Here is an 18,513-nt window from a genome sequence, read left to right as displayed (position 1 = left end):
GCGATGGAGAAAACAATGAGTACCTATGACATGATGGAAGACGCTCCGCCGGGCAACGACGAAGATGCCGTGATGCGCGATCTGCTGAGAATCATCATCGAGCAGATCTGGTGGGTCATCGGCATCGCGGCGCTGGTGATCGCGTGCTCGGTGCTCTACGCGCACATCCAGGTGCGCGTCTATTCGGCCGATGCGCTCGTGCAGGTCGATTCCGGCAACGGCGGCAATGCGGGCGGCGGCAACTCGAAGCTGGCGGCGCTCGTGCCGTCGGGCGGCATGCACACCGAGGCCGAAGTCGAGATCATGAAAAGCCGCGCGGTGGTCGAGCCCGTCGTCGAGCAGTTCAAGCTGAACTTCAGCGCGTGGCCGAACACGATGCCGTTTCTCGGCAAGCTGACGTCGATCTTCGCGCGGCCGGGGCATCCCCTCGACGCGCTCTTCGGCATGCGCTCGTATGCGTGGGGCGGCGAGTTGTTCGCGGTCGATTCGCTCTCGGTTCCGAAGAGCCTGGAAGGCGCGATGCTGACGCTGCGCGCGCTCGGCGACGGCCGCTATCAGCTGCTCGATCCGAACGGCGCAACGCTGCTGACGGGTCAGGCCGGCACGCAGGCCGAGGCCAACGGCATCGCGCTGAAGGTGACGAAGCTCGTCGCCCGTCCGGGCACCGAGTTCCATGTGATGCGCTTCAATCAGCTCGACGCCGTCCTGGGACTCGCGAACGGACTGCAAGTCACCGAGAAAGGCCACGACACGGGCATCGTGCAGCTGTCGTACATGGGCACCGATCCGCGCCTGATCACAGCGATCACGAATGCCGTCGCCGCGTCCTACCTGAAGCACCGGCAGGAAAGCGCGCAGGAAGAAGCGAGCCACATGCTGTCGTTCCTCAACAGCGAAATGCCCCGTCTGCGCGAAGAGGTCACGCGCGCGGAGACGGCGCTTTCCGAATATCAGCGCCGCAGCGGCTCGTTCCAGCCTACTCAGGAGGCGAGCATCTATCTGTCGGGCGGCATCGAGTACGAGAAGCAGATCGCGCAGTTGCGCATTGCACGCGCGCAGCTGCTCACGCGCTTCACCGAAGACAGCCCGGAAGTGAAAACCGTCGACGCGCAGCTCTCGGCGATGACGCGCGAGCGCGGCCGCTTCGAGGATCAGTTCAAGACGCTGCCCGGCTCCGAGCGCGAAGCGATGTCGCTGCAACGTGACGCCAAGGTCGCCGAAGAAATCTACGTGCTGCTGCTCAACCGCATTCAGGAGCTGTCGATCACGCGCGCGGGCACGATGGGCAACGTGCATATCATCGACGAAGCGCTGGTGCCTTCGTCGCCCGTGCGTCCGAACCCCGCGCTGATCATCTCGGCGGGCACGGTGCTGGGCATCCTCGCCGGCATTCTGTTCGCGTTCTGCCGACGCACGTTCTTCCAGGGCATCGCCGACCCCGAGTTCGTCGAACGCCGCTTTCAGCTGCCGATTTTCGGCGCGATTGCAATGAGCCAGCAGCAGTTGCGCGGCGACCGCATGCTGCTGTCCGGGTCGGCGAAGACATCGACGCTGCCGGCCGGCAATGCCCGCAAGTTGCCGGCGGGACTGACGCGCCTCGCGAAATCGTTCGCGCTGAAAACGGGCGCGCCCGTTCGCGAGGCTGTGAACACGCAGACCATCATTCCGTCGCCGTATGCGGCCACGCGCACGCTGCTGTCGAAGACACATCCGTTCGATATCGCCGTCGAAGGCCTGCGCGGCTTGCGCGCGTCGCTGCAATTCGGTCTGATCGATGCCGCGAACCGGATCGTCGCGTTCACGAGCCCTGCCCCTTCGGACGGCAAGAGCTTCCTGTGCGCGAATCTCGCGACGCTCTTCGCGGAGTCCGGCAAGCGCGTGCTGCTGATCGACGCCGACCTGCGGCGCGGACGTCTCGCACACTACTTCGGACGCTCGCCGAGCGGCGGACTGACCGAACTGCTGACGGGTCAGGTCGATCTGAAAGTCGCGACGCGCGAAACGGGTGTGGCCGGTCTGCATTTCATCGCGGCAGGCGGCTATCCGCCGAATCCATCAGAAATCCTCACATCGAACCGCTTCGCCGAGGTGCTCGATCTGCTGTCCGCGCAGTTCGATCTCGTGATCGTCGATACGCCGCCGCTGCTCGCGGCCGCCGACGCTGCGATCATCTCGAACGTTGCGGGCGCGACCGTCCTCGTGATCCGCTCGGGCGCGCACACCGAGCGCGACATCCGCATGTCGATGAAGAAGCTGCGTCGCGCACGCGCGCATGTGATCGGCGGCGTGCTGAACGCGATTCCGCCTAAGCACAGCGGACGCTATGACGGCACCGAGTACAAATATGCGTACACGGCGCTCGATATCAGCCACAAGCCTGACTAGTACCAGCAACCTTTCAGGCCTCCTGCAAACAGGCCGCGCATCTCGTCGTCCGACGAAATGCGCGGCCTGTTTCGTTGCGCACGCACAGTGCGCATGTGCATCCGGCGTGTGTTGCGAGCGTGTCGTGTGTGCTCGCCCGCACTTACGCGCGACCTGGAACCGGTTATTTTTTCTCAACGGCATCAGGTGCGCTCAGTAAGGAGTCGCCATCATGAAAGTGGCTATCGTCCACGACTGGCTGGTCGTGTCCGGCGGTGCGGAAAAAGTACTGCAGCAGATCATCGAATGCTTCCCGGACGCCGACCTGTTCAGTCTGGTCGATTTTCTGGAGGACCGGTCGGTCGTGCGCGGCAAGTCCGTGCAGACCTCGTTCCTCCAGAAGCTGCCTTTCGCGCGGCGCCGCTATCGCGGCTATCTGCCGCTGATGCCGCTCGCGATCGAGCAGTTCGACCTGACCGCATACGACCTCATCATCACCAGTTCCTATGCTGTCGCGAAGGGCGTGCTGGTCGGCCCGGACCAGACTCATGTGAGCTACGTGCATTCGCCGATCCGCTACGCGTGGGATCTCCAGCATCAATATCTGCGTGAAGCGCGTTTGACGAGCGGCCCGCGTTCGTGGGCGGCGCGTCTGGTGCTGCATCGTCTGCGCAATTGGGATGCGCGCACCGCGAACGGCGTCGATCAGCTGATCGCCAATTCGCGCTTCGTCGCGCGGCGGATCATGAAGACCTACCGGCGCGAGGCCGCCGTCGTGCCGCCGCCCGTCGACGTGCAGGCATTCGAGATGCACGCGAGCAAGGACGATTTCTATCTGACGGCTTCGCGGATGGTGCCGTATAAGCGGATGGACCTGATCGTCGAAGCGTTCGCGGCCACGCCCGAGCGGCGCCTCGTCGTGATAGGCGACGGCCCGCAGATGGCGGAGATTCGCGCGAAGGCGAAGCCCAACATCACGATCATGGGCTATCAGCCGTTCGACGTGCTGCGCGATCACATGCAGCGCGCCCGCGCGTTCGTATTCGCCGCCGAAGAAGACTTCGGGATTGCCGTCGTCGAAGCACAGGCATGCGGCACGCCCGTGATCGCGTATGGCAAGGGCGGCGCGCTCGAAACCGTGATTCCATATGGCGAGCCGTATCCAACGGGCGTGCACTTCCATGAACAGACGGTGGCTTCGATGCACGCGGCCATTGCATTGTTCGAGAAGCACGACGCCGATATCACCGCACAGGCGTGCCGCACGAATGCCGAGCGTTTTTCATCGGCGATCTTCCGGCGCGCGTTCATGATCGAAGTGATGCGGACGGTCGCCGCGCATGCGCAGCCCCAGCCGTTCGATCACGAAGCGGCCGACAGGCTCCGCCTGAAGATCGGTTGAAGCTCGGTTGAAGGTCGGTTGCCTCGACACATCGCGCCGATGGGGTGTCTGCGTGTGCCGTCCAACAGTGCCGCCGCGAAGCGCGGCAAATAATGACGCCACCACCTGTTTGCGCTTGCGAGATGACTCCATCTGATCCGACTCACGCCGCCGTCATCGGCGACATCGTTGCGCAAGGCGTCGCGCACGTCGAAACGCCGCACGCAGAAGCGGCCTTCGAGAACAAGTCACCCACTGTGCTGTTCATCGATCAGAGCGGCGAACTCGGCGGCGCAGAATTCGCGCTGCTGCCGCTCGCGCGTCATTGGGCTGCGCGCGGCAAGGTGTTGCTGCTGTCAGACGGCCCGTTTCGCGAGCGTCTGGAGAGCGCGGGCGTATCCGTCGATGTGTCGGCTAATGCGCGCGTTTCCGGCGTGCGCCGCGATGCGCTCCGCTTCGCATGGCTAGGCGCATTGCCTGCAATCGCCGCGCAGGTGGTGTCGATCGCGCGCAAGGCTCGCCGTTACGATCTCGTGTTCCTCAACTCGCAGAAAGCGCTCGTGCTGGGCGCGTTCGGCAAGCTGCTGCACGGGCGTCCCATCGTCTGGTATCTGCACGACATTCTGTCGCGCGATCACTTCGGCCGGATGCAACTGACCATCGTCCGCTGGCTCGCGCTGCATGCTGTCGATCATGTGATCGCCAACTCGCGCGCATCGGCCGATGCACTCGTTTCACTGACGCTGCGTCCTGATTACCCCGTTCGCGTCGTCCACAACGGAATCGATGCGGCTGCTTTCGCTGTGCCCGATGCGCAAGACCGCGCGGCGCTGCGCCGTCGTCTCGGCTTGCCGGAAGACGCGTGGCTTGCCGGCCTGTTCGGGCGCCTCGCGCCATGGAAAGGCCAACACGTCGCGCTGGCGGCGCTCGCGCGGTTGCCCGGCGCGCATCTCGTGCTGGTGGGCGCGGCGCTCTTCGGCGAGCATGAGTACGAGCGCGAACTGCATCGCCAGGCGCAGGCGCTGGGCGTCGGCGAACGCGTGCACTTCGCGGGCTTCCGCGACGACGTGCCCGCATGGATGAGCGCGATGGACGTGATCGTGCATACGTCGACGGAAGCGGAGCCGTTTGGACGCGTGATCGTCGAAGGCATGATGGCGCAACGCGCGGTCATTGCGACGGCGGCGGGCGGCGTGAAAGAGATCGTCGCGCACGGCGAGAACGGATGGCTGGTCGAGCCGGGCAATGTCGATGAACTCGTCGCGGCAATGCGCGCATTGCGCGATGATCCGATGCTCGCACAACGACTCGCGGCGCAAGGGCGCGCCGATGCGCTACGGAATTTCTCGCTCGATGCGTATTTGCGGCAGATGTCTCGCGCGATTGGAGACGTTGCGGTGTGAGGTGCGGAGCGTTGCTGGAGGGTCGTCGGAGCGGCGCCGCCTCGCTCGAACGCGAGGCAGCGCGCGTGTCATGTGCTCGTTACGGGCGCATCAGGTACGCACCGGATGCGTATTCATGCGGGCCGATCAGACTCGCGAGTAGTCGATCGTCTCGACGCCCTTCTCCGTGCCGAGCAGACACAGGTCCGCGCCGCGCGCGGCGAACAGGCCCACGGTCACGACGCCCGGCCACGCGTTGATCTGCGCTTCGACCGCGCGCGGATCGCTGATCCGCAGCCCCTTGACGTCGATGATCTCGTTGCCGTTGTCGGTGATATAGGGCGAGCCGTCCTTCGTCACGCGCACGACGGGCACGCCGCCCATCGCCGTGATGCGTCGGCCGATCGCCGTGCGCGCCATCGGCACGACTTCGACGGGCAGCGGAAACTGGCCGAGCACATCGACGCGCTTGCTCGCGTCCGCGATGCACACGAATTTCTCCGACACCGACGCGACGATTTTTTCGCGCGTGAGCGCGCCGCCGCCGCCCTTGATCATCGCGCCGCTGTGGTCGATTTCATCGGCGCCGTCGACGTACACGGGCAGCGATTCGACGTCGTTCAAATCGAAAACCTGGATGCCGTGCGATTGCAGGCGCGCCGTCGTCGCGACGGAACTGGACACGGCGCCGCGATAGCGCGACTTGTGCGCGGCCAGCGCGTCAATGAAGCAGTTCGCTGTCGAGCCGGTGCCGACGCCGATCACTGCGCCTTCCGGTACGTTCGCGAGGACGTAGTCGGCGGCAGCCTGGCCGACCAGTTGCTTGAGTTCGTCTTGAGTCATGGTGAGGAAATGCCGAGCAGGCGGAAAAGCGCAAGTTTACCGGAGTCGGCGCGCGAAGCCGGATTTCTTGCTCTCGACTCGTCAGGGATGTCGTGCGCGAGCACATCGCGCGCGACGTGCATTCATGGCACTCATCGCGTTCATGGCGCCGGCTGGCCCGGTTCTGACGCCGCCTGCGGCATGTACTTGTCGAGCAGCGCCTGCGCGATCGCATCGGTCTGCGCGTCCGGATCGCCCGAATAGTCGGTGGGACGAAAGTGCATCTGGAACGCTGCGAACACACGGCGCGTCTTGTCGTCGAGCACGCCGTCCGTCGCAACTTCGTACCCATAGCGCGCGAGCTTCTGCTGAAGCGCGCGCACGTCGGCGCTCGCATGCGGATCGCGGCCCGCCAGCTCTTTCGCGACCGTCGCGTCGTCAGGCCATGCGCCGATGCCCGCGTCGTACAACTGCTTCCACGGAAAGAGCGGCCCCGGATCGATCTTGCGTTGCGGCGCGATATCGCTGTGGCCGACGACGCGCGTCGGCGGAATGCCATAGCGCGTGACGATATCCTTCGCGAGGCGAATCATCGCGTCGACCTGCTCAGGCGGATACGGCTGCCACGTGCGGCCTTGCGGCGTATCGATGGGGCCGACGTTCACGTTCTCGATGCCGATCGACGCGGCGTTCAGTTCCGTCGTGCCCTGCCAGTAGCTGAGGCCCGCATGCCATGCGCGCTGCGACTCGGGAACGAGCTGCCACACGATGGGCTCGCCGCTTTTCTCGCGCGGATGATCCGGCACGACGTAGTGCGCGCTGACCTGCTCGTTCGTCAGCACGTCGAGCGACTGCGCTTCGTCGATTTCGGTGTAGTGCATCACGAGGAAACGGATGCGGGTGTCGGCGTACTGCGCGTGGCGAGAGATGTCGGCGTAATAGGTGCCGCGCTCGACGATGTTCGTCGTGCACGCGGCGGTGACGAGCGCCGCGAGCGCAACGACGACCGCGCGGCGAACGGCTTCTATCTGGAAAGCAGCTTGTCGATTCATGAGATCCGAACGCGACGGCCCCGGTCGTGGCTTCGCATCGTGACGGTTACTTCTTCACCGACCTCTGCCGCACGGCCTCGAACAGGCACACGCCCGAAGCAACGGAAACGTTCAGGCTCTCGACCGAGCCGGCCATCGGAATGTGCATCACCTCATCGCAGGTCTCGCGCGAAAGCCTGCGCATGCCCTCGCCCTCCGCGCCCATCACGAGCGCGACGGGCCCATCGAGCTTCGTCTCGTACAACGAAGCCGTCGCATCGCCTGCCGTTCCGACGACCCACACGCCGGCATCCTTCAGCTCGCGCAACGCGCGCGCAAGATTCGTGACGGTGATGTACGGCACCGTATCGGCTGCGCCGCTTGCCACTTTCGCCGCCGTCGCGTTCAGGCCGACGGCCCGATCGCGCGGCGCGATCACGGCATGCGCGCCTGCCGCATCGGCGACGCGCAGACACGCGCCGAGATTGTGCGGATCGGTGATGCCGTCGAGCACCAGCAGCAACGCCGGGCCCTGAATCCCGTCGAGCAGTTCCGACAGGTTCTGCGCGAGCGGCAGGTCCCCCGCGCGCGCGACGACGCCCTGATGGCGCTCCGTATGCGCGAGACCCCACAGGCGCGTTTCATCGGCGGCGATCAGACGCACGCCCGCCTCTTTCGCCACGGCGAGAAACTCGTTCATCCGGCGATCGCGGCGCGACTGGTCGTAAAAGATTTCTTCGACCGTCGATGAATCGTGACGCAAGCGTGCCGTCACCGCGTGAAAACCGTAGAGAACCTTGAGACGTGACATGACTGAAACAACCTTTGAATGAGCGCGCCCGGCGAAAACGTTTGAGGCGCGCCCGATGAGAACGGGCGCCGCGCGCTGTGAAAACGCGGCGGCGTTACAACAGAATCAACGCTTCTTGCGCGCGGGCTTCGCGGACGACTTCGACGCCGGACGCTTCTTCGACGCGCCCGCCTTGCGCGCCGCGCGCGCTTCCTTCACGGCCGCCGTCTGTGCAGGCGCGGCCTTCTTGCGGCGCGCGCCGTCGAGGGGCTCGGCGCGTTCGATCGAGCGCACGCGCGGACCGCCGAGATCGCTTGCCTTCTCCGCCGACGTCGCGCGATGCGCTTGCGGCTTCACGGGCAGATCGCGCACGAGACGGAAGTCGATCTTGCGCGCGTCGAGATCGACGCGGCTCACCTGCACGCGCACGCGATCCGACAGGCGATAGCGAATGCCCGTGCGTTCCCCGCGCAGTTCGTTCTTGATCTCGTCGTACTGGAAGTAATCGGAGCCGAGTTCCGTCACATGCACGAGCCCTTCGATGAAGAGCGCATCGAGCTGCACGAAGATGCCGAACGACGTCACGCCGCTCACCATGCCGCCATACTCTTCGCCGAGCTTGTCGCGCATGAAGTAGCACTTGAGCCATGCTTCGACGTCGCGCGATGCCTCATCGGCGCGGCGCTCGTTCGAAGAGCAGTGCAAGCCGAGTTCTTCCCAGATCGCCGTGTTCGGACGGCTGCGGCCGCCGCGCTTTTCGTCTTCGGCCTGCAGTGCGCGGGCACGCGGCGAAAGCGCCGTGTTCAGCTCGACGCCGTGCGGCGTCTTCGGCTCGTACTTGCGGCCCTGCAGGATCGCGTAGATCGCGCGATGCGTGAGCAGATCGGGATAGCGGCGAATCGGGCTCGTGAAGTGCGCATACGCCTCATACGCGAGACCGAAGTGGCCGATGTTGTCCGGGCTGTAGACGGCCTGCTGCATCGAGCGCAGCAGCATCGTCTGAAGCATCTGCGCGTCGGGGCGATCACGGATGTGCGCCATCAGCGCGGCGTAATCGCTCGCGTGCGGCGTGTCGCCGCCGCCGAGCGTGAGGCCCATGCCGCGCAGGAACGTGCGCAGGTTTTCGAGGCGCTCCGCCGTCGGCCCCGCGTGCACGCGATACAGGCCCGGGTGCTTGTTGCGCTTCATGAAGTCGGCCGCGCAGACGTTCGCGGCGAGCATGCATTCCTCGATCAGCTTGTGCGCGTCGTTGCGGTGACGCGGCACGATCTGCTCGATCTTGCCCTGCGCATTGCAGACGATGTACGTCTCCGTCGTGTCGAAGTCGATCGCGCCGCGCTTCTGGCGCGCGGCGAACAGCGACTTGTAGACGCCGTACAGATGCTGCAGTTGCGGCAGCAACGCGGCGCGGCGCGTGGCTTCCGGGCCCTTCGTGTTGGTGAGGATCGCGGCGACTTCCGTGTACGTGAGACGCGCGGCCGAATGCATCACGCCGGGATAGAACTGATACGCCTTGATCTCGCCGCGCGCGGTGATCACCATGTCGCACACGAGTACGCAGCGGTCCACTTGCGGATTGAGCGAGCAGAGTCCGTTGGACAGCTTTTCCGGCAGCATCGGAATCACGCGGCGCGGAAAATACACCGACGTGCTGCGCTCGATCGCATCGACATCGAGGCCGCTGTCGGGCAGCACGTAATGCGACACGTCGGCGATCGCGACGATCAGGCGAAAGCCCTCGCCGCGTCCGACCTTGATCGGCTCGCAGTAGACGGCGTCGTCGAAGTCGCGCGCGTCTTCGCCGTCGATCGTCACGAGCGGCACGTCGCGCAAGTCGACGCGATGCTTGATGTCGGCGGGACGCACTTCGTCCGGCAGCTTCGCGGCATCGTCGAGCGCGGCCTGGCCGAACTCGTGCGGCACGCCGTACTTGCGCACGGCGATTTCGATTTCCATGCCGGGATCGTCGATATCGCCGAGCACTTCGACGACGCGCCCGAGCGGCTGCGAATGGCGGCTCGGAAAATCGGTCAGCTCGACGACCACGACCTGCCCGACCTTCGCCTTCTTCGTGTTCTGCGTGATCAGGATGTCGTGGCCGATGCGCTTCTCTTCGGGCACGACGATCAGCGCGCCGTTCTCGTTCAGCAGGCGCCCGATCACGCGCTTGTTCGCGCGGTCCGTCACCTCGACGATGTGGCCTTCGGGCCGCCCGCGCCGGTCATAGCCGACGATGCGCGCGAGCACGCGATCGTTGTGCATGACCTTCTGCATTTCGCCCGTCGGCAGGAACAGATCGTCCTGGCCGTCGTCGCGGATCAGAAAACCGTAGCCGTCGCGATGGCCCTGCACGCGGCCCGCGACGAAGTTCGACGGATGGGTCAGCTGATAATGCCCGCGCTGATCGAGTCTGATCTGGCCATCGCGCTCCATCGCGGCGAGGCGCTTGAAGAACCCTTCGCGCTCCTGGCGCTTGATCGACAGTGCTTCGGCGATGTCGTTCGCGGCAAGCGGCGCTTCACTCGTGCGCAGCACGCCGAGGATTTCTTCGCGGCTTGGAATCGGATACGGATATTTGCTCAAGGGCTTGTCGATGATTGTTCTCGTTGCGTGGACGTCGGCGGTGTGATGACGCTGCTCTATCTGACTGCAACTGCACTCTTGACTGCGACTGCTCTATCTGACGGAAGACGACGGCACGGCCCCGGTTGCCCGTCATGCGCGCGACGGGCCCATGCGCCGTGCCAGCTTTCTATTGCAGGGATTCTAACACCCGTCTCGCCCGCCACGCGCCGCCCGGCGGGCGATTGCGCGACATGCGCGCGGCGTGTTCATGCGCATCGCGCGTGCCGCGCGGACGTTTTCGAGAAACGCTTGACACGGTTCGTCGACACGCTATAATCGCTGTCTCTGCTTCAAACGCACCTTGCCCAGGTGGCGGAATTGGTAGACGCACTAGGTTCAGGTCCTAGCGGTGGCAACACCGTGGAGGTTCGAGTCCTCTCTTGGGCACCAGATTCAAATGAAAGCCGCCTTCGGGCGGTTTTTCATTGTTGTGAGAGCAGCGCGTCGTGCTGCGGTTCCTGAACCGCGTGTAGCGCGTTGCGGAAGTTGCAGGTCGGTTGGTTGGCGAATCGCATTGAGTCATTTGATGCGCGAACAACCAGGCGAAAAGATGAAGCGTTTTTCGAAATACCGATTGACACGCAGATTCTTCTCGCTACAATAGCGGTCTAGCTTGAGACGTGCCCAGGTGGCGGAATTGGTAGACGCACTAGGTTCAGGTCCTAGCGGTGGCAACACCGTGGAGGTTCGAGTCCTCTCCTGGGCACCACGTATTTAAAAAGGTCGGCAAATGCCGGCCTTTTTTCATTTCCGGCCCAGGAAGCAAAGCGCCTGCGCGCTTTGCGCGAGGACTCGAAAGGCTGCGCTTGCTGACCGAGTCCTCTCTTGAGCGCCACGCTCTCACTGCAAAAACAAAAACCCCCGCAAGCAAGCCGCCTGCGGGGTTTTTTAGCTTTTGCGCCCGCCCATCGCACACGAATAGTGACAGGCACTTCTCTCGCCCACGAGAGCATGCGTGCGCTAGCAAACCGACCTCCTACGACGTTCACGCTTCAATGACGAACGAACCTGCGAGCGCGTGGGGAACGGGAGGATGTCGATGCCGGCTGGGGCGAAAACCGTGGGTTTCCTGCTGAGGGCGATGTACTGCAACGACGGCGTATCGTCACACGTCGAGACGCTGATACGGGCACTCGCTGCAAATGGCTGGAAGGTCGTCGTCATCAGCGGCCACGTTCACTTCGACGCCCAATCGAAAATGCGCTATGACCGCATCCGGTCGATGGTCGCGCATTGGGAGATCATCGACGGGCTCAACACGATGCTGCCGTCAGCCGCGCATATCGCACGTTGCTATCGCGTCATTCGGGCGTTCGACATCGCGATCCTGCACGGCCACGGATTCTCTTCGTTGCCTTGCGCAGCGCTGCTGCGTTTGCTGACGGGCGCCCAATGCCTCGCAACGTTTCATCCGTCGATCCACAGCAGCCAGCCTCACGAGATCGCATCGCAGGCGCGCCGCCGCCAGCAATCGGTCAAATACCGGCTCCTGCTGAACGCGACACGCCCGTTCGCGCTGATCGCCACCTCGTTCGAAATCAGCGACTGGCTGCGCGACGACGTCGGTATTGCCAGTCGCAAGGTCATGCACATTCCGCTTGGCATCGATTCCGACACGTATCGGCTACCCACGCCCGACGAACGCCTCGCGGCACGCCGCGCGCTGCGCTTCGCCGACGACGAATGCATCCTCCTGCTCGCCGGCAGGCTATCGTGGAACAAAGGTCACGACCTGCTGATCGACGCGGCACGGTCATTGAAATCGCGTCGCCCCGACGCGAAGTTCAGGGTAGTCTTCGTCGGCTCGGGCGATCAGGAGAGCGAGATCAGGCAGTACGCGCTGCAGCACGCCGACACCGCGCATCTCTTCACTTTCATGGGCTTCGTCGAAGATCTCGCAGCCGTCTACTGGGCGAGCGACGTCTTCGTGCTGCCAAGCCGCTATGAAGGCTTCGGGCTGGTGGTCGCCGAGGCGATGTGCGCCGGTCTGCTGCCCGTGCGCACGCCGAGCGGCGGCGCGCGAGACCAGATCGTCGACGGCGAATCGGGCTTCATTACGCCGTTCGACGACCCCGAGACGCTCGATCGCATACTCGAGCCGCTCGTATGCGACGCGCGACTTCGCGAGCGCGCGTCGGCTGTGGCGGCTTTACGCGGCCGCGCGCTTTTTTCCCAGGAAGGCATGGCGCAAAAGACGGCCGCCCTCTACGAGCAGCATCTCAAATCCGTCTGACCTGTCTGGCGCGATACGCAAAGCAAGAAATGGGCATTAGAAAGGCCGAATTCAGACTGGAACCTTTCACTTCAAAAAAATAATATTTCATTTCAAATAGCCTTCAATATTCTGACTATTAATTCATTTGATTCACCTGTCCATATACATTGCCCCAATTAATGGCCGCGTGTCCCAGGAATAACACCGATTCGCCTGTCGCGTTACATGCAGCCGCTTAATGGTCGGCGTACACTCGTTCGGAGCCTTCGCATACGGGGCGCGGCGTGCCGTGCAATTGCCCTTTGAATGGATTGGGCGGCACGGGATATCGGAGACTACAACCAGGTTGCATGAGATCAGAGCGAGCGTGAAAGCGTGACTCCGGTCGACAGGAGAACAATTGAAATGAGCTGGACTCGGGAACAAAGAAACGTCACGATCGCTGCATATCTAGGCTGGACCCTCGACGCATTCGATTTCTTTCTGATGGTCTTTATTCTGAAAGATATCGCGGCGGAATTTAATACGAAAATCCCGGAAGTCGCATTCGGCATTACGCTCACGCTGGCGATGCGGCCGCTCGGCGCGCTGATTTTCGGACGTCTCGCCGACAAGTTCGGCCGCCGTCCGACGCTGATGGTCAACATCGCGTGCTACTCGCTGCTCGAACTGCTGTCCGGCTTCTCGCCGAATCTCACGACGCTGCTCGTCCTGCGCGCCCTCTTCGGCATCGCGATGGGCGGCGAATGGGGCGTCGGCTCCGCGCTGACGATGGAGACCGTGCCCCCGAAAGCGCGCGGCTTCGTATCGGGCCTGCTGCAAGCGGGCTATCCGAGCGGCTATCTGCTGGCGTCGATCGTGTTCGGCGTGCTCTATCAATACATCGGCTGGCGCGGCATGTTCTTCGTCGGCGTGCTGCCCGCGCTGCTCGTCATGTACGTGCGCGCGCACGTGAAGGAATCGCCTGCGTGGGTCGCGATGGAAAAGCATGCGCGTCCCGGCCTGCTCGTCACGCTCAAGCGCAACTGGGTGCTGTCGATCTACGCGATCATCCTGATGACGGCCTTCAACTTCTTCTCGCACGGCACGCAGGACCTGTATCCGACTTTCCTGCGCGAGCAGCATCACTTCGATCCGCACACGGTGTCGCTGATCACGATCACGCTGAACATCGGCGCGATCGTCGGCGGGCTTGCGTTCGGCGCGTTCTCGGAGCGCATCGGCCGCCGCCGCGCGATCTTCATCGCCGCGCTGATCGCACTCCCCGTGCTGCCGCTGTGGGCGTTCTCGAGCACGGCCGTCGCGCTCGCGGCGGGCGCGTTCCTGATGCAGATCTCCGTGCAGGGCGCGTGGGGTGTGATCCCCGTGCATCTGAACGAGATCTCGCCCGATGAAATTCGCGCGACGTTCCCCGGACTCGTCTATCAGCTCGGCAACCTGCTCGCCTCCGTCAACGCGACGATGCAGGCGTCGTTTGCCGTCAGCAACAACAACAACTACGCGATGGCGATGGCCGTCGTCGCGGGCGTGGTCGCCGTCGTGATCGCGGTGCTGATTCTCTTCAGCCGGGAACGGCGCGGCATCGATATGACACAATCCGCCGAACAGGTCACGGCGACGGTACACTGAGCACCGCGAAGCAACCAGACAAAGCAGCACACGACATCACATAAGGGCGCTGCACAGCGCCCCAGCCAACGCAGCATCTACGAGGCCGCTCCGATTCGAATCGGAGCGGCTTTTTTTGTCCGCGTCGTCTGCGAGGGGATGCGCGGTCGGACGCTTTTTAGAGGAGTCCATCGACACTCATCTCTTGCCCGATCACGAACTCCATTTTTATCCTGAAAAGAACGCACGTTTCAAAATCAAAATTGAATCGATTGTTTGCGGCCGGCCAGAAAGCCGACACAGGGAGACGGAACATGGCAACTCGCACGACGAGCCGGCACACCGGCGACACGAAAGCGCGCATCCTCGACGCAGCCGAAACGCTCTTCATCGAATGCGGTTACGAAGCGATGTCGTTGCGGCAGATCACATCGAAGGCCGAGGTCAATCTGGCCGCCGTCAACTATCACTTCGGCAGCAAGGAAGCGCTGATGCACGCGATGCTGTCGCGGCGTCTCGATCTGCTGAACCAGGAGCGCCTGAAGCTGCTCGACCGCTTCGACGCGCTGCTCGGCCCGCGCCTCACGTGCGAGCACGTGCTCGGTGCGATGTTCATTCCGGCGCTGCGCGTGTCACGCGATACGCGCATCGGCGGCAAGGCGTTCCTGCGGCTGCTCGGCCGCGCGTACACCGATCCCTCTTCGTTCATCCGCGACTTTCTGAGCGCGCATTACGCGTCGGTATCCGAGCGCTTTTTCGCAGCGTTCCAGCGCGCGCTGCCGCATCTGCCGCGCGAGGAGCTCGGCTGGCGTCTGCACTTCGCGATCGGCGCGCTGTCGGGCGTGCTCGCGGGCGCCGACACCGACAACCTCATCACCGAGTTCTCGCAAGGCAAGTCGATGAACGACCTGCAACTGATCGCGCGGCTCGCGTCGCTGATCGTATCCGCGCTGAAGGCGCCGTTGCCCGACGCGAGCCAGCTCGCAACGTTCGCATCCGTGCTCGGCGACGCGGGCAGCGCCGACATCGCTTGCGATGCCGTCCGCGAAGCGCAGGCGGATGTCGCGGCGCACAGCGCGTCGCCGGCCGATGTTCACGCGCGGGTGCTGATACCCGGCACGCCACAGCAACCGCCGATGCTCGCCGAGCCCAACGCCGAACCCAACGCCGACCCGCAACCGTACGGCCAGCCGGCCCGCAGCGGCGAGCAAGCGGACGCACACGATGCCGGCTCACGCTTCGCCGCGCACGGTTGACGCGGGGAATCCTCTCTCGCGTAGTGATGGCGCGCGGTTCTCTCGTGCGCCGCGGCGCAGTACGGGCTGAATGAACGGCCGAACCCGAGCCACGCCCGAGGCTGAACAAAAGGCTGAAAAAGGCTGAACCCGAGGCCGAACCAAGGCCGACGAATCAGCCCTCCACTGCGCGCGACGATGCAAGGAATCGCGCGGGCACGCCGGCTGCAACGGATAACCGCAGATAACGGCGGACACGCTCGCCGCGCATCGAACAACTCGAGAACGACTCGAGAACAACTCGGGAACACAACGCGAGAACAACGCGAAGAACACGCGAGCCGCTCGCGCATCGCGGGACACGCTCACAGCCGGCGTCGTATCGTCGAACAGGAGGGGTCGTCATGTCGTGGTTCATCGTTGCGCTGATCGTCGCCGTCGGGGCGCTCGTTTACCTGCGGGCACGCGGGTCGTGGTGGCTCGCGTTTCTGATCGTATGGGTCGCGGCCGCGCGGCTGACAGGCGCGGCGGACACGCTGACCGCCATCTGTCTCGCGATCGTGCTGATCGTTCCCGCGCTCGTGCTGACGATCAGGCCGCTGCGCCGCGCGTGGGTGAGCCGGCGCGTGCTCGGCGTCTTCCGCAAGATCCTGCCCGACATGTCGCAGACCGAGCGCGATGCGATCGAAGCAGGCACCGTCTGGTGGGACGCCGCGCTCTTCTCGGGACGCCCTCACTGGGACACGCTGCTCGGCCACGGTCCGGCAAAGCTGACGGCACAAGAGCAGGCGTTTCTCGACAACGAATGCGAGCAGCTGTGCGATCTCGCGAACGACTGGGACACGACGGCCGTCTGGCAGGATCTGTCGCCGCAGGCCTGGCGATTCATCAAGGACAAAGGCTTCCTCGGGATGATCATTCCGGCGCAATACGGCGGCAAAGGCTCCTCCGCGTACGCGCATTCGCAGGTCATCATGAAGCTCGCCACGCGCTGCTCGGCGGCCGCCGTATCGGTGATGGTGCCGAACTCGCTCGGCCCCGCCGAACTGCTGCTGCACTACGGCACCGACGCGCAGAAGAATCATTATCTGCCGCGTCTCGCGCGCGGCGACGAAATCCCCTGCTTCGCGCTGACGAGCCCTTACGCGGGCTCCGACGCGGCGGCGATCCCCGACATCGGCATCGTCTGCAACGGCACGTTCGAAGGACGCGAGACGCTCGGCTTTCGCGTGACATGGAGCAAGCGCTACATCACGCTCGGCCCCATCGCGACGGTGCTCGGCCTCGCGTTTCGCGCGCTCGATCCCGATCATCTGCTCGGCGGCGAGGACGAACCCGGCATCACGTGCGCGCTGATTCCGACGAGCCATCCGGGCGTGAACATCGGGCGCCGCCACTGGCCATTGAACGCCGTGTTCCAGAACGGCCCGAACTGGGGCAACGACGTGTTCGTCCCGCTCGACTGGGTGATCGGCGGACGCGCTCAGGTCGGCAACGGCTGGCGCATGCTAATGGAATGTCTCGCGGCCGGCCGCGCGATCTCGCTGCCGTCATCGAATGTGGGCATGTCGAAGGTCGCGGTGCGCGGGGTCGGCGCTTATGCGGCCGTGCGGCGGCAGTTCCGCACGGCGATCGGCCGGTTCGAAGGCGTGCAGGAAGCGCTCGGACGCATGGGCGGCAATCTGTACGTGATGGACGCCGCGCGCCGCCTGTCCGCACAGGCTGTCGATCTCGGCGAGAAGCCGTCGGTGATCTCGGCGATCTCGAAGTACCACATCACCGAGCGCAACCGCGAAGTGATCGACGACGGCATGGACGTCCTCGGCGGCAAGGGCATCTGCATCGGCCCGTCGAATTTCCTCGCGCGCGCGTATCAACAGGTGCCCATCTCGATCACCGTCGAAGGCGCGAACATCCTCACGCGCTGCCTGATCATCTTCGGCCAGGGCGCGATTCGCTGTCATCCGTACGTGCTCAAGGAAATGGCCGCGGCGCGCGAGGCGGGGCGTGAAGCGGGTCATCAAGCGGGCCATGAATCGGGCCACGAAGCGAACGATGAGGCAGGCCATGAAGCGGACCATGAAGCGAACGATGAAACGGGCCACGCAAAGGCGCTGCGCGATTTCGACGAAGCGCTCTTCGGCCACATCGGCTTCACGCTGTCGAACGTCGTGCGCTGTTTCGTCGATGGCGTGACGGGCGGCGCGCTGATCGCGAAGCCGCAACGCGCGCATGCTCCTCTCGCGCGCTACTACCGCGCGGCGACGCGCCTGTCGACGACATTCGCGCTGCTCGCGGATGTGTCGATGTTCGTGCTCGGCGGCGACCTGAAGCGGCGCGAGCGCATCTCGGCGCGCCTGGGCGACGTGCTGTCGCAGCTCTATCTGATCTCCGCGACGCTCAAGCGTTTCGAAGACGAAGGCCGCGAGGCGAGCGATCTGCCACTCGTGCAATGGGGCGTCGAAGATGCGCTGCATCGCGCGCAAACAGCCCTCGACGGCGCGCTGCGCAACTATCCGAACCGCGTGGCCGCAGGCTTCGTGCGCGCGCTTGCGTTCCCGTTCGGCTTGCCGCATCGCGCGCCGTCCGATGCGCTCGGCAGCGCTGTCGCCGAGTTGATGCAGACACCGGGCGCCGCGCGCGACCGGCTGCTCGCGGACTCGTATGTACCGCATGTCGACGTCGACACGCTCGGTTACGGAGAGCTGGCGTTCGCGCTCGCGCCGCGTGTCGCGCAGATCGAGCAGCGCCTGCGCGAGGCGATCCGGCACGGCCGCATCGATCCGCTTCCGCAAAGCCTCGCCGATCTCGCCGACTGGAACGAAGCGGCACAGCAGCGCGGCTTCATCGACGAGGACGAGCGCAAGGTGCTCGACGACTACGCGCGCTTTGCTGCCGAGGTCGTGAAGGTCGACGATTTCGCCGCGGATTTCGGCATGCTCGCCGATCTGCAGCGACGCAAGGACGCACTCGACAAGGCGACGCAGCTGGCCGCCTGATGTCACGTTGATGGCACGTCGATGGCATCCTGAAGGCCATGCGATGAACGCGCGACGAACG

Annotated in this window: 11 protein-coding genes and 2 tRNA genes; 9 read left to right on the top strand and 4 right to left on the bottom strand. The window is 64.4% G+C overall.

Features of this window, described 5'->3' with window-relative positions; translation table 11 throughout:
• Positions 1–15: 15 nt before the first annotated feature.
• The 3 genes from VSR68_RS18890 to VSR68_RS18880 all read left to right on the top strand — a co-directional run bounded on the left by VSR68_RS18890 (position 16) and on the right by VSR68_RS18880 (position 5,148).
• On the top strand, positions 16–2,385 hold the full coding sequence (locus VSR68_RS18890; protein WP_342941273.1) for a polysaccharide biosynthesis tyrosine autokinase: 2,370 nt from the start codon (positions 16–18) through the stop codon (positions 2,383–2,385).
• A 211-nt stretch (positions 2,386–2,596) separates the two neighbouring features.
• Positions 2,597–3,766 (top strand): glycosyltransferase family 4 protein, encoded by a 1,170-nt coding sequence (locus VSR68_RS18885; protein ID WP_342941272.1) that lies wholly within the window; start codon positions 2,597–2,599, stop codon positions 3,764–3,766.
• 122 nt (positions 3,767–3,888) lie between these two features.
• Complete coding sequence (locus VSR68_RS18880) at positions 3,889–5,148, top strand: glycosyltransferase family 4 protein (RefSeq protein ID WP_342941271.1); 1,260 nt, start codon at positions 3,889–3,891, stop codon at positions 5,146–5,148.
• A gap of 126 nt (positions 5,149–5,274) precedes the next feature.
• Here the strand turns inward: VSR68_RS18880 and rpiA are convergent, their stop codons facing one another.
• The 4 genes from rpiA to rnr all read right to left on the bottom strand — a co-directional run bounded on the left by rpiA (position 5,275) and on the right by rnr (position 10,353).
• Positions 5,275–5,970: a ribose-5-phosphate isomerase RpiA gene (gene rpiA / locus VSR68_RS18875; protein WP_342941270.1), complete on the bottom strand. Its 696-nt coding sequence runs from the start codon at positions 5,968–5,970 to the stop codon at positions 5,275–5,277.
• A gap of 140 nt (positions 5,971–6,110) precedes the next feature.
• Entirely contained in the window at positions 6,111–7,001 is an 891-nt protein-coding gene (locus tag VSR68_RS18870) for an N-acetylmuramoyl-L-alanine amidase (RefSeq protein WP_342941269.1), read from the bottom strand.
• Positions 7,002–7,047: 46 nt separating this feature from the next.
• Entirely contained in the window at positions 7,048–7,791 is a 744-nt protein-coding gene (gene rlmB / locus VSR68_RS18865; RefSeq protein WP_342941268.1) for a 23S rRNA (guanosine(2251)-2'-O)-methyltransferase RlmB, read from the bottom strand.
• A 105-nt stretch (positions 7,792–7,896) separates the two neighbouring features.
• Positions 7,897–10,353 (bottom strand): ribonuclease R, encoded by a 2,457-nt coding sequence (gene rnr, locus VSR68_RS18860; RefSeq protein WP_342941267.1) that lies wholly within the window; start codon positions 10,351–10,353, stop codon positions 7,897–7,899.
• Between the two features lie 345 nt (positions 10,354–10,698).
• Here rnr and VSR68_RS18855 point away from each other — a divergent pair.
• The 6 genes from VSR68_RS18855 to VSR68_RS18830 all read left to right on the top strand — a co-directional run bounded on the left by VSR68_RS18855 (position 10,699) and on the right by VSR68_RS18830 (position 18,452).
• Positions 10,699–10,785 (top strand) — tRNA-Leu (locus tag VSR68_RS18855).
• A 232-nt stretch (positions 10,786–11,017) separates the two neighbouring features.
• Positions 11,018–11,104 (top strand) — tRNA-Leu (locus VSR68_RS18850).
• Between the two features lie 351 nt (positions 11,105–11,455).
• A complete protein-coding gene (locus tag VSR68_RS18845; RefSeq protein WP_342941266.1) occupies positions 11,456–12,628 on the top strand; it encodes a glycosyltransferase family 4 protein in 1,173 nt (390 codons plus the stop codon).
• Positions 12,629–13,015: 387 nt separating this feature from the next.
• Positions 13,016–14,239: an MFS transporter gene (locus VSR68_RS18840; protein ID WP_342941265.1), complete on the top strand. Its 1,224-nt coding sequence runs from the start codon at positions 13,016–13,018 to the stop codon at positions 14,237–14,239.
• Between the two features lie 293 nt (positions 14,240–14,532).
• Positions 14,533–15,474 (top strand): TetR/AcrR family transcriptional regulator, encoded by a 942-nt coding sequence (locus VSR68_RS18835; protein ID WP_342941264.1) that lies wholly within the window; start codon positions 14,533–14,535, stop codon positions 15,472–15,474.
• A 383-nt stretch (positions 15,475–15,857) separates the two neighbouring features.
• Positions 15,858–18,452, top strand: a complete 2,595-nt coding sequence (locus VSR68_RS18830; RefSeq protein ID WP_342941263.1) for an acyl-CoA dehydrogenase — start codon at positions 15,858–15,860, stop codon at positions 18,450–18,452.
• Positions 18,453–18,513 lie beyond the last annotated feature (61 nt).

Origin of the sequence: Paraburkholderia phymatum (assembly GCF_038900715.1) — a bacterium.
GTDB classification, from domain to species: domain Bacteria; phylum Pseudomonadota; class Gammaproteobacteria; order Burkholderiales; family Burkholderiaceae; genus Paraburkholderia; species Paraburkholderia phymatum_A.
This window is presented reverse-complemented; position numbering and strand designations above follow the sequence as displayed.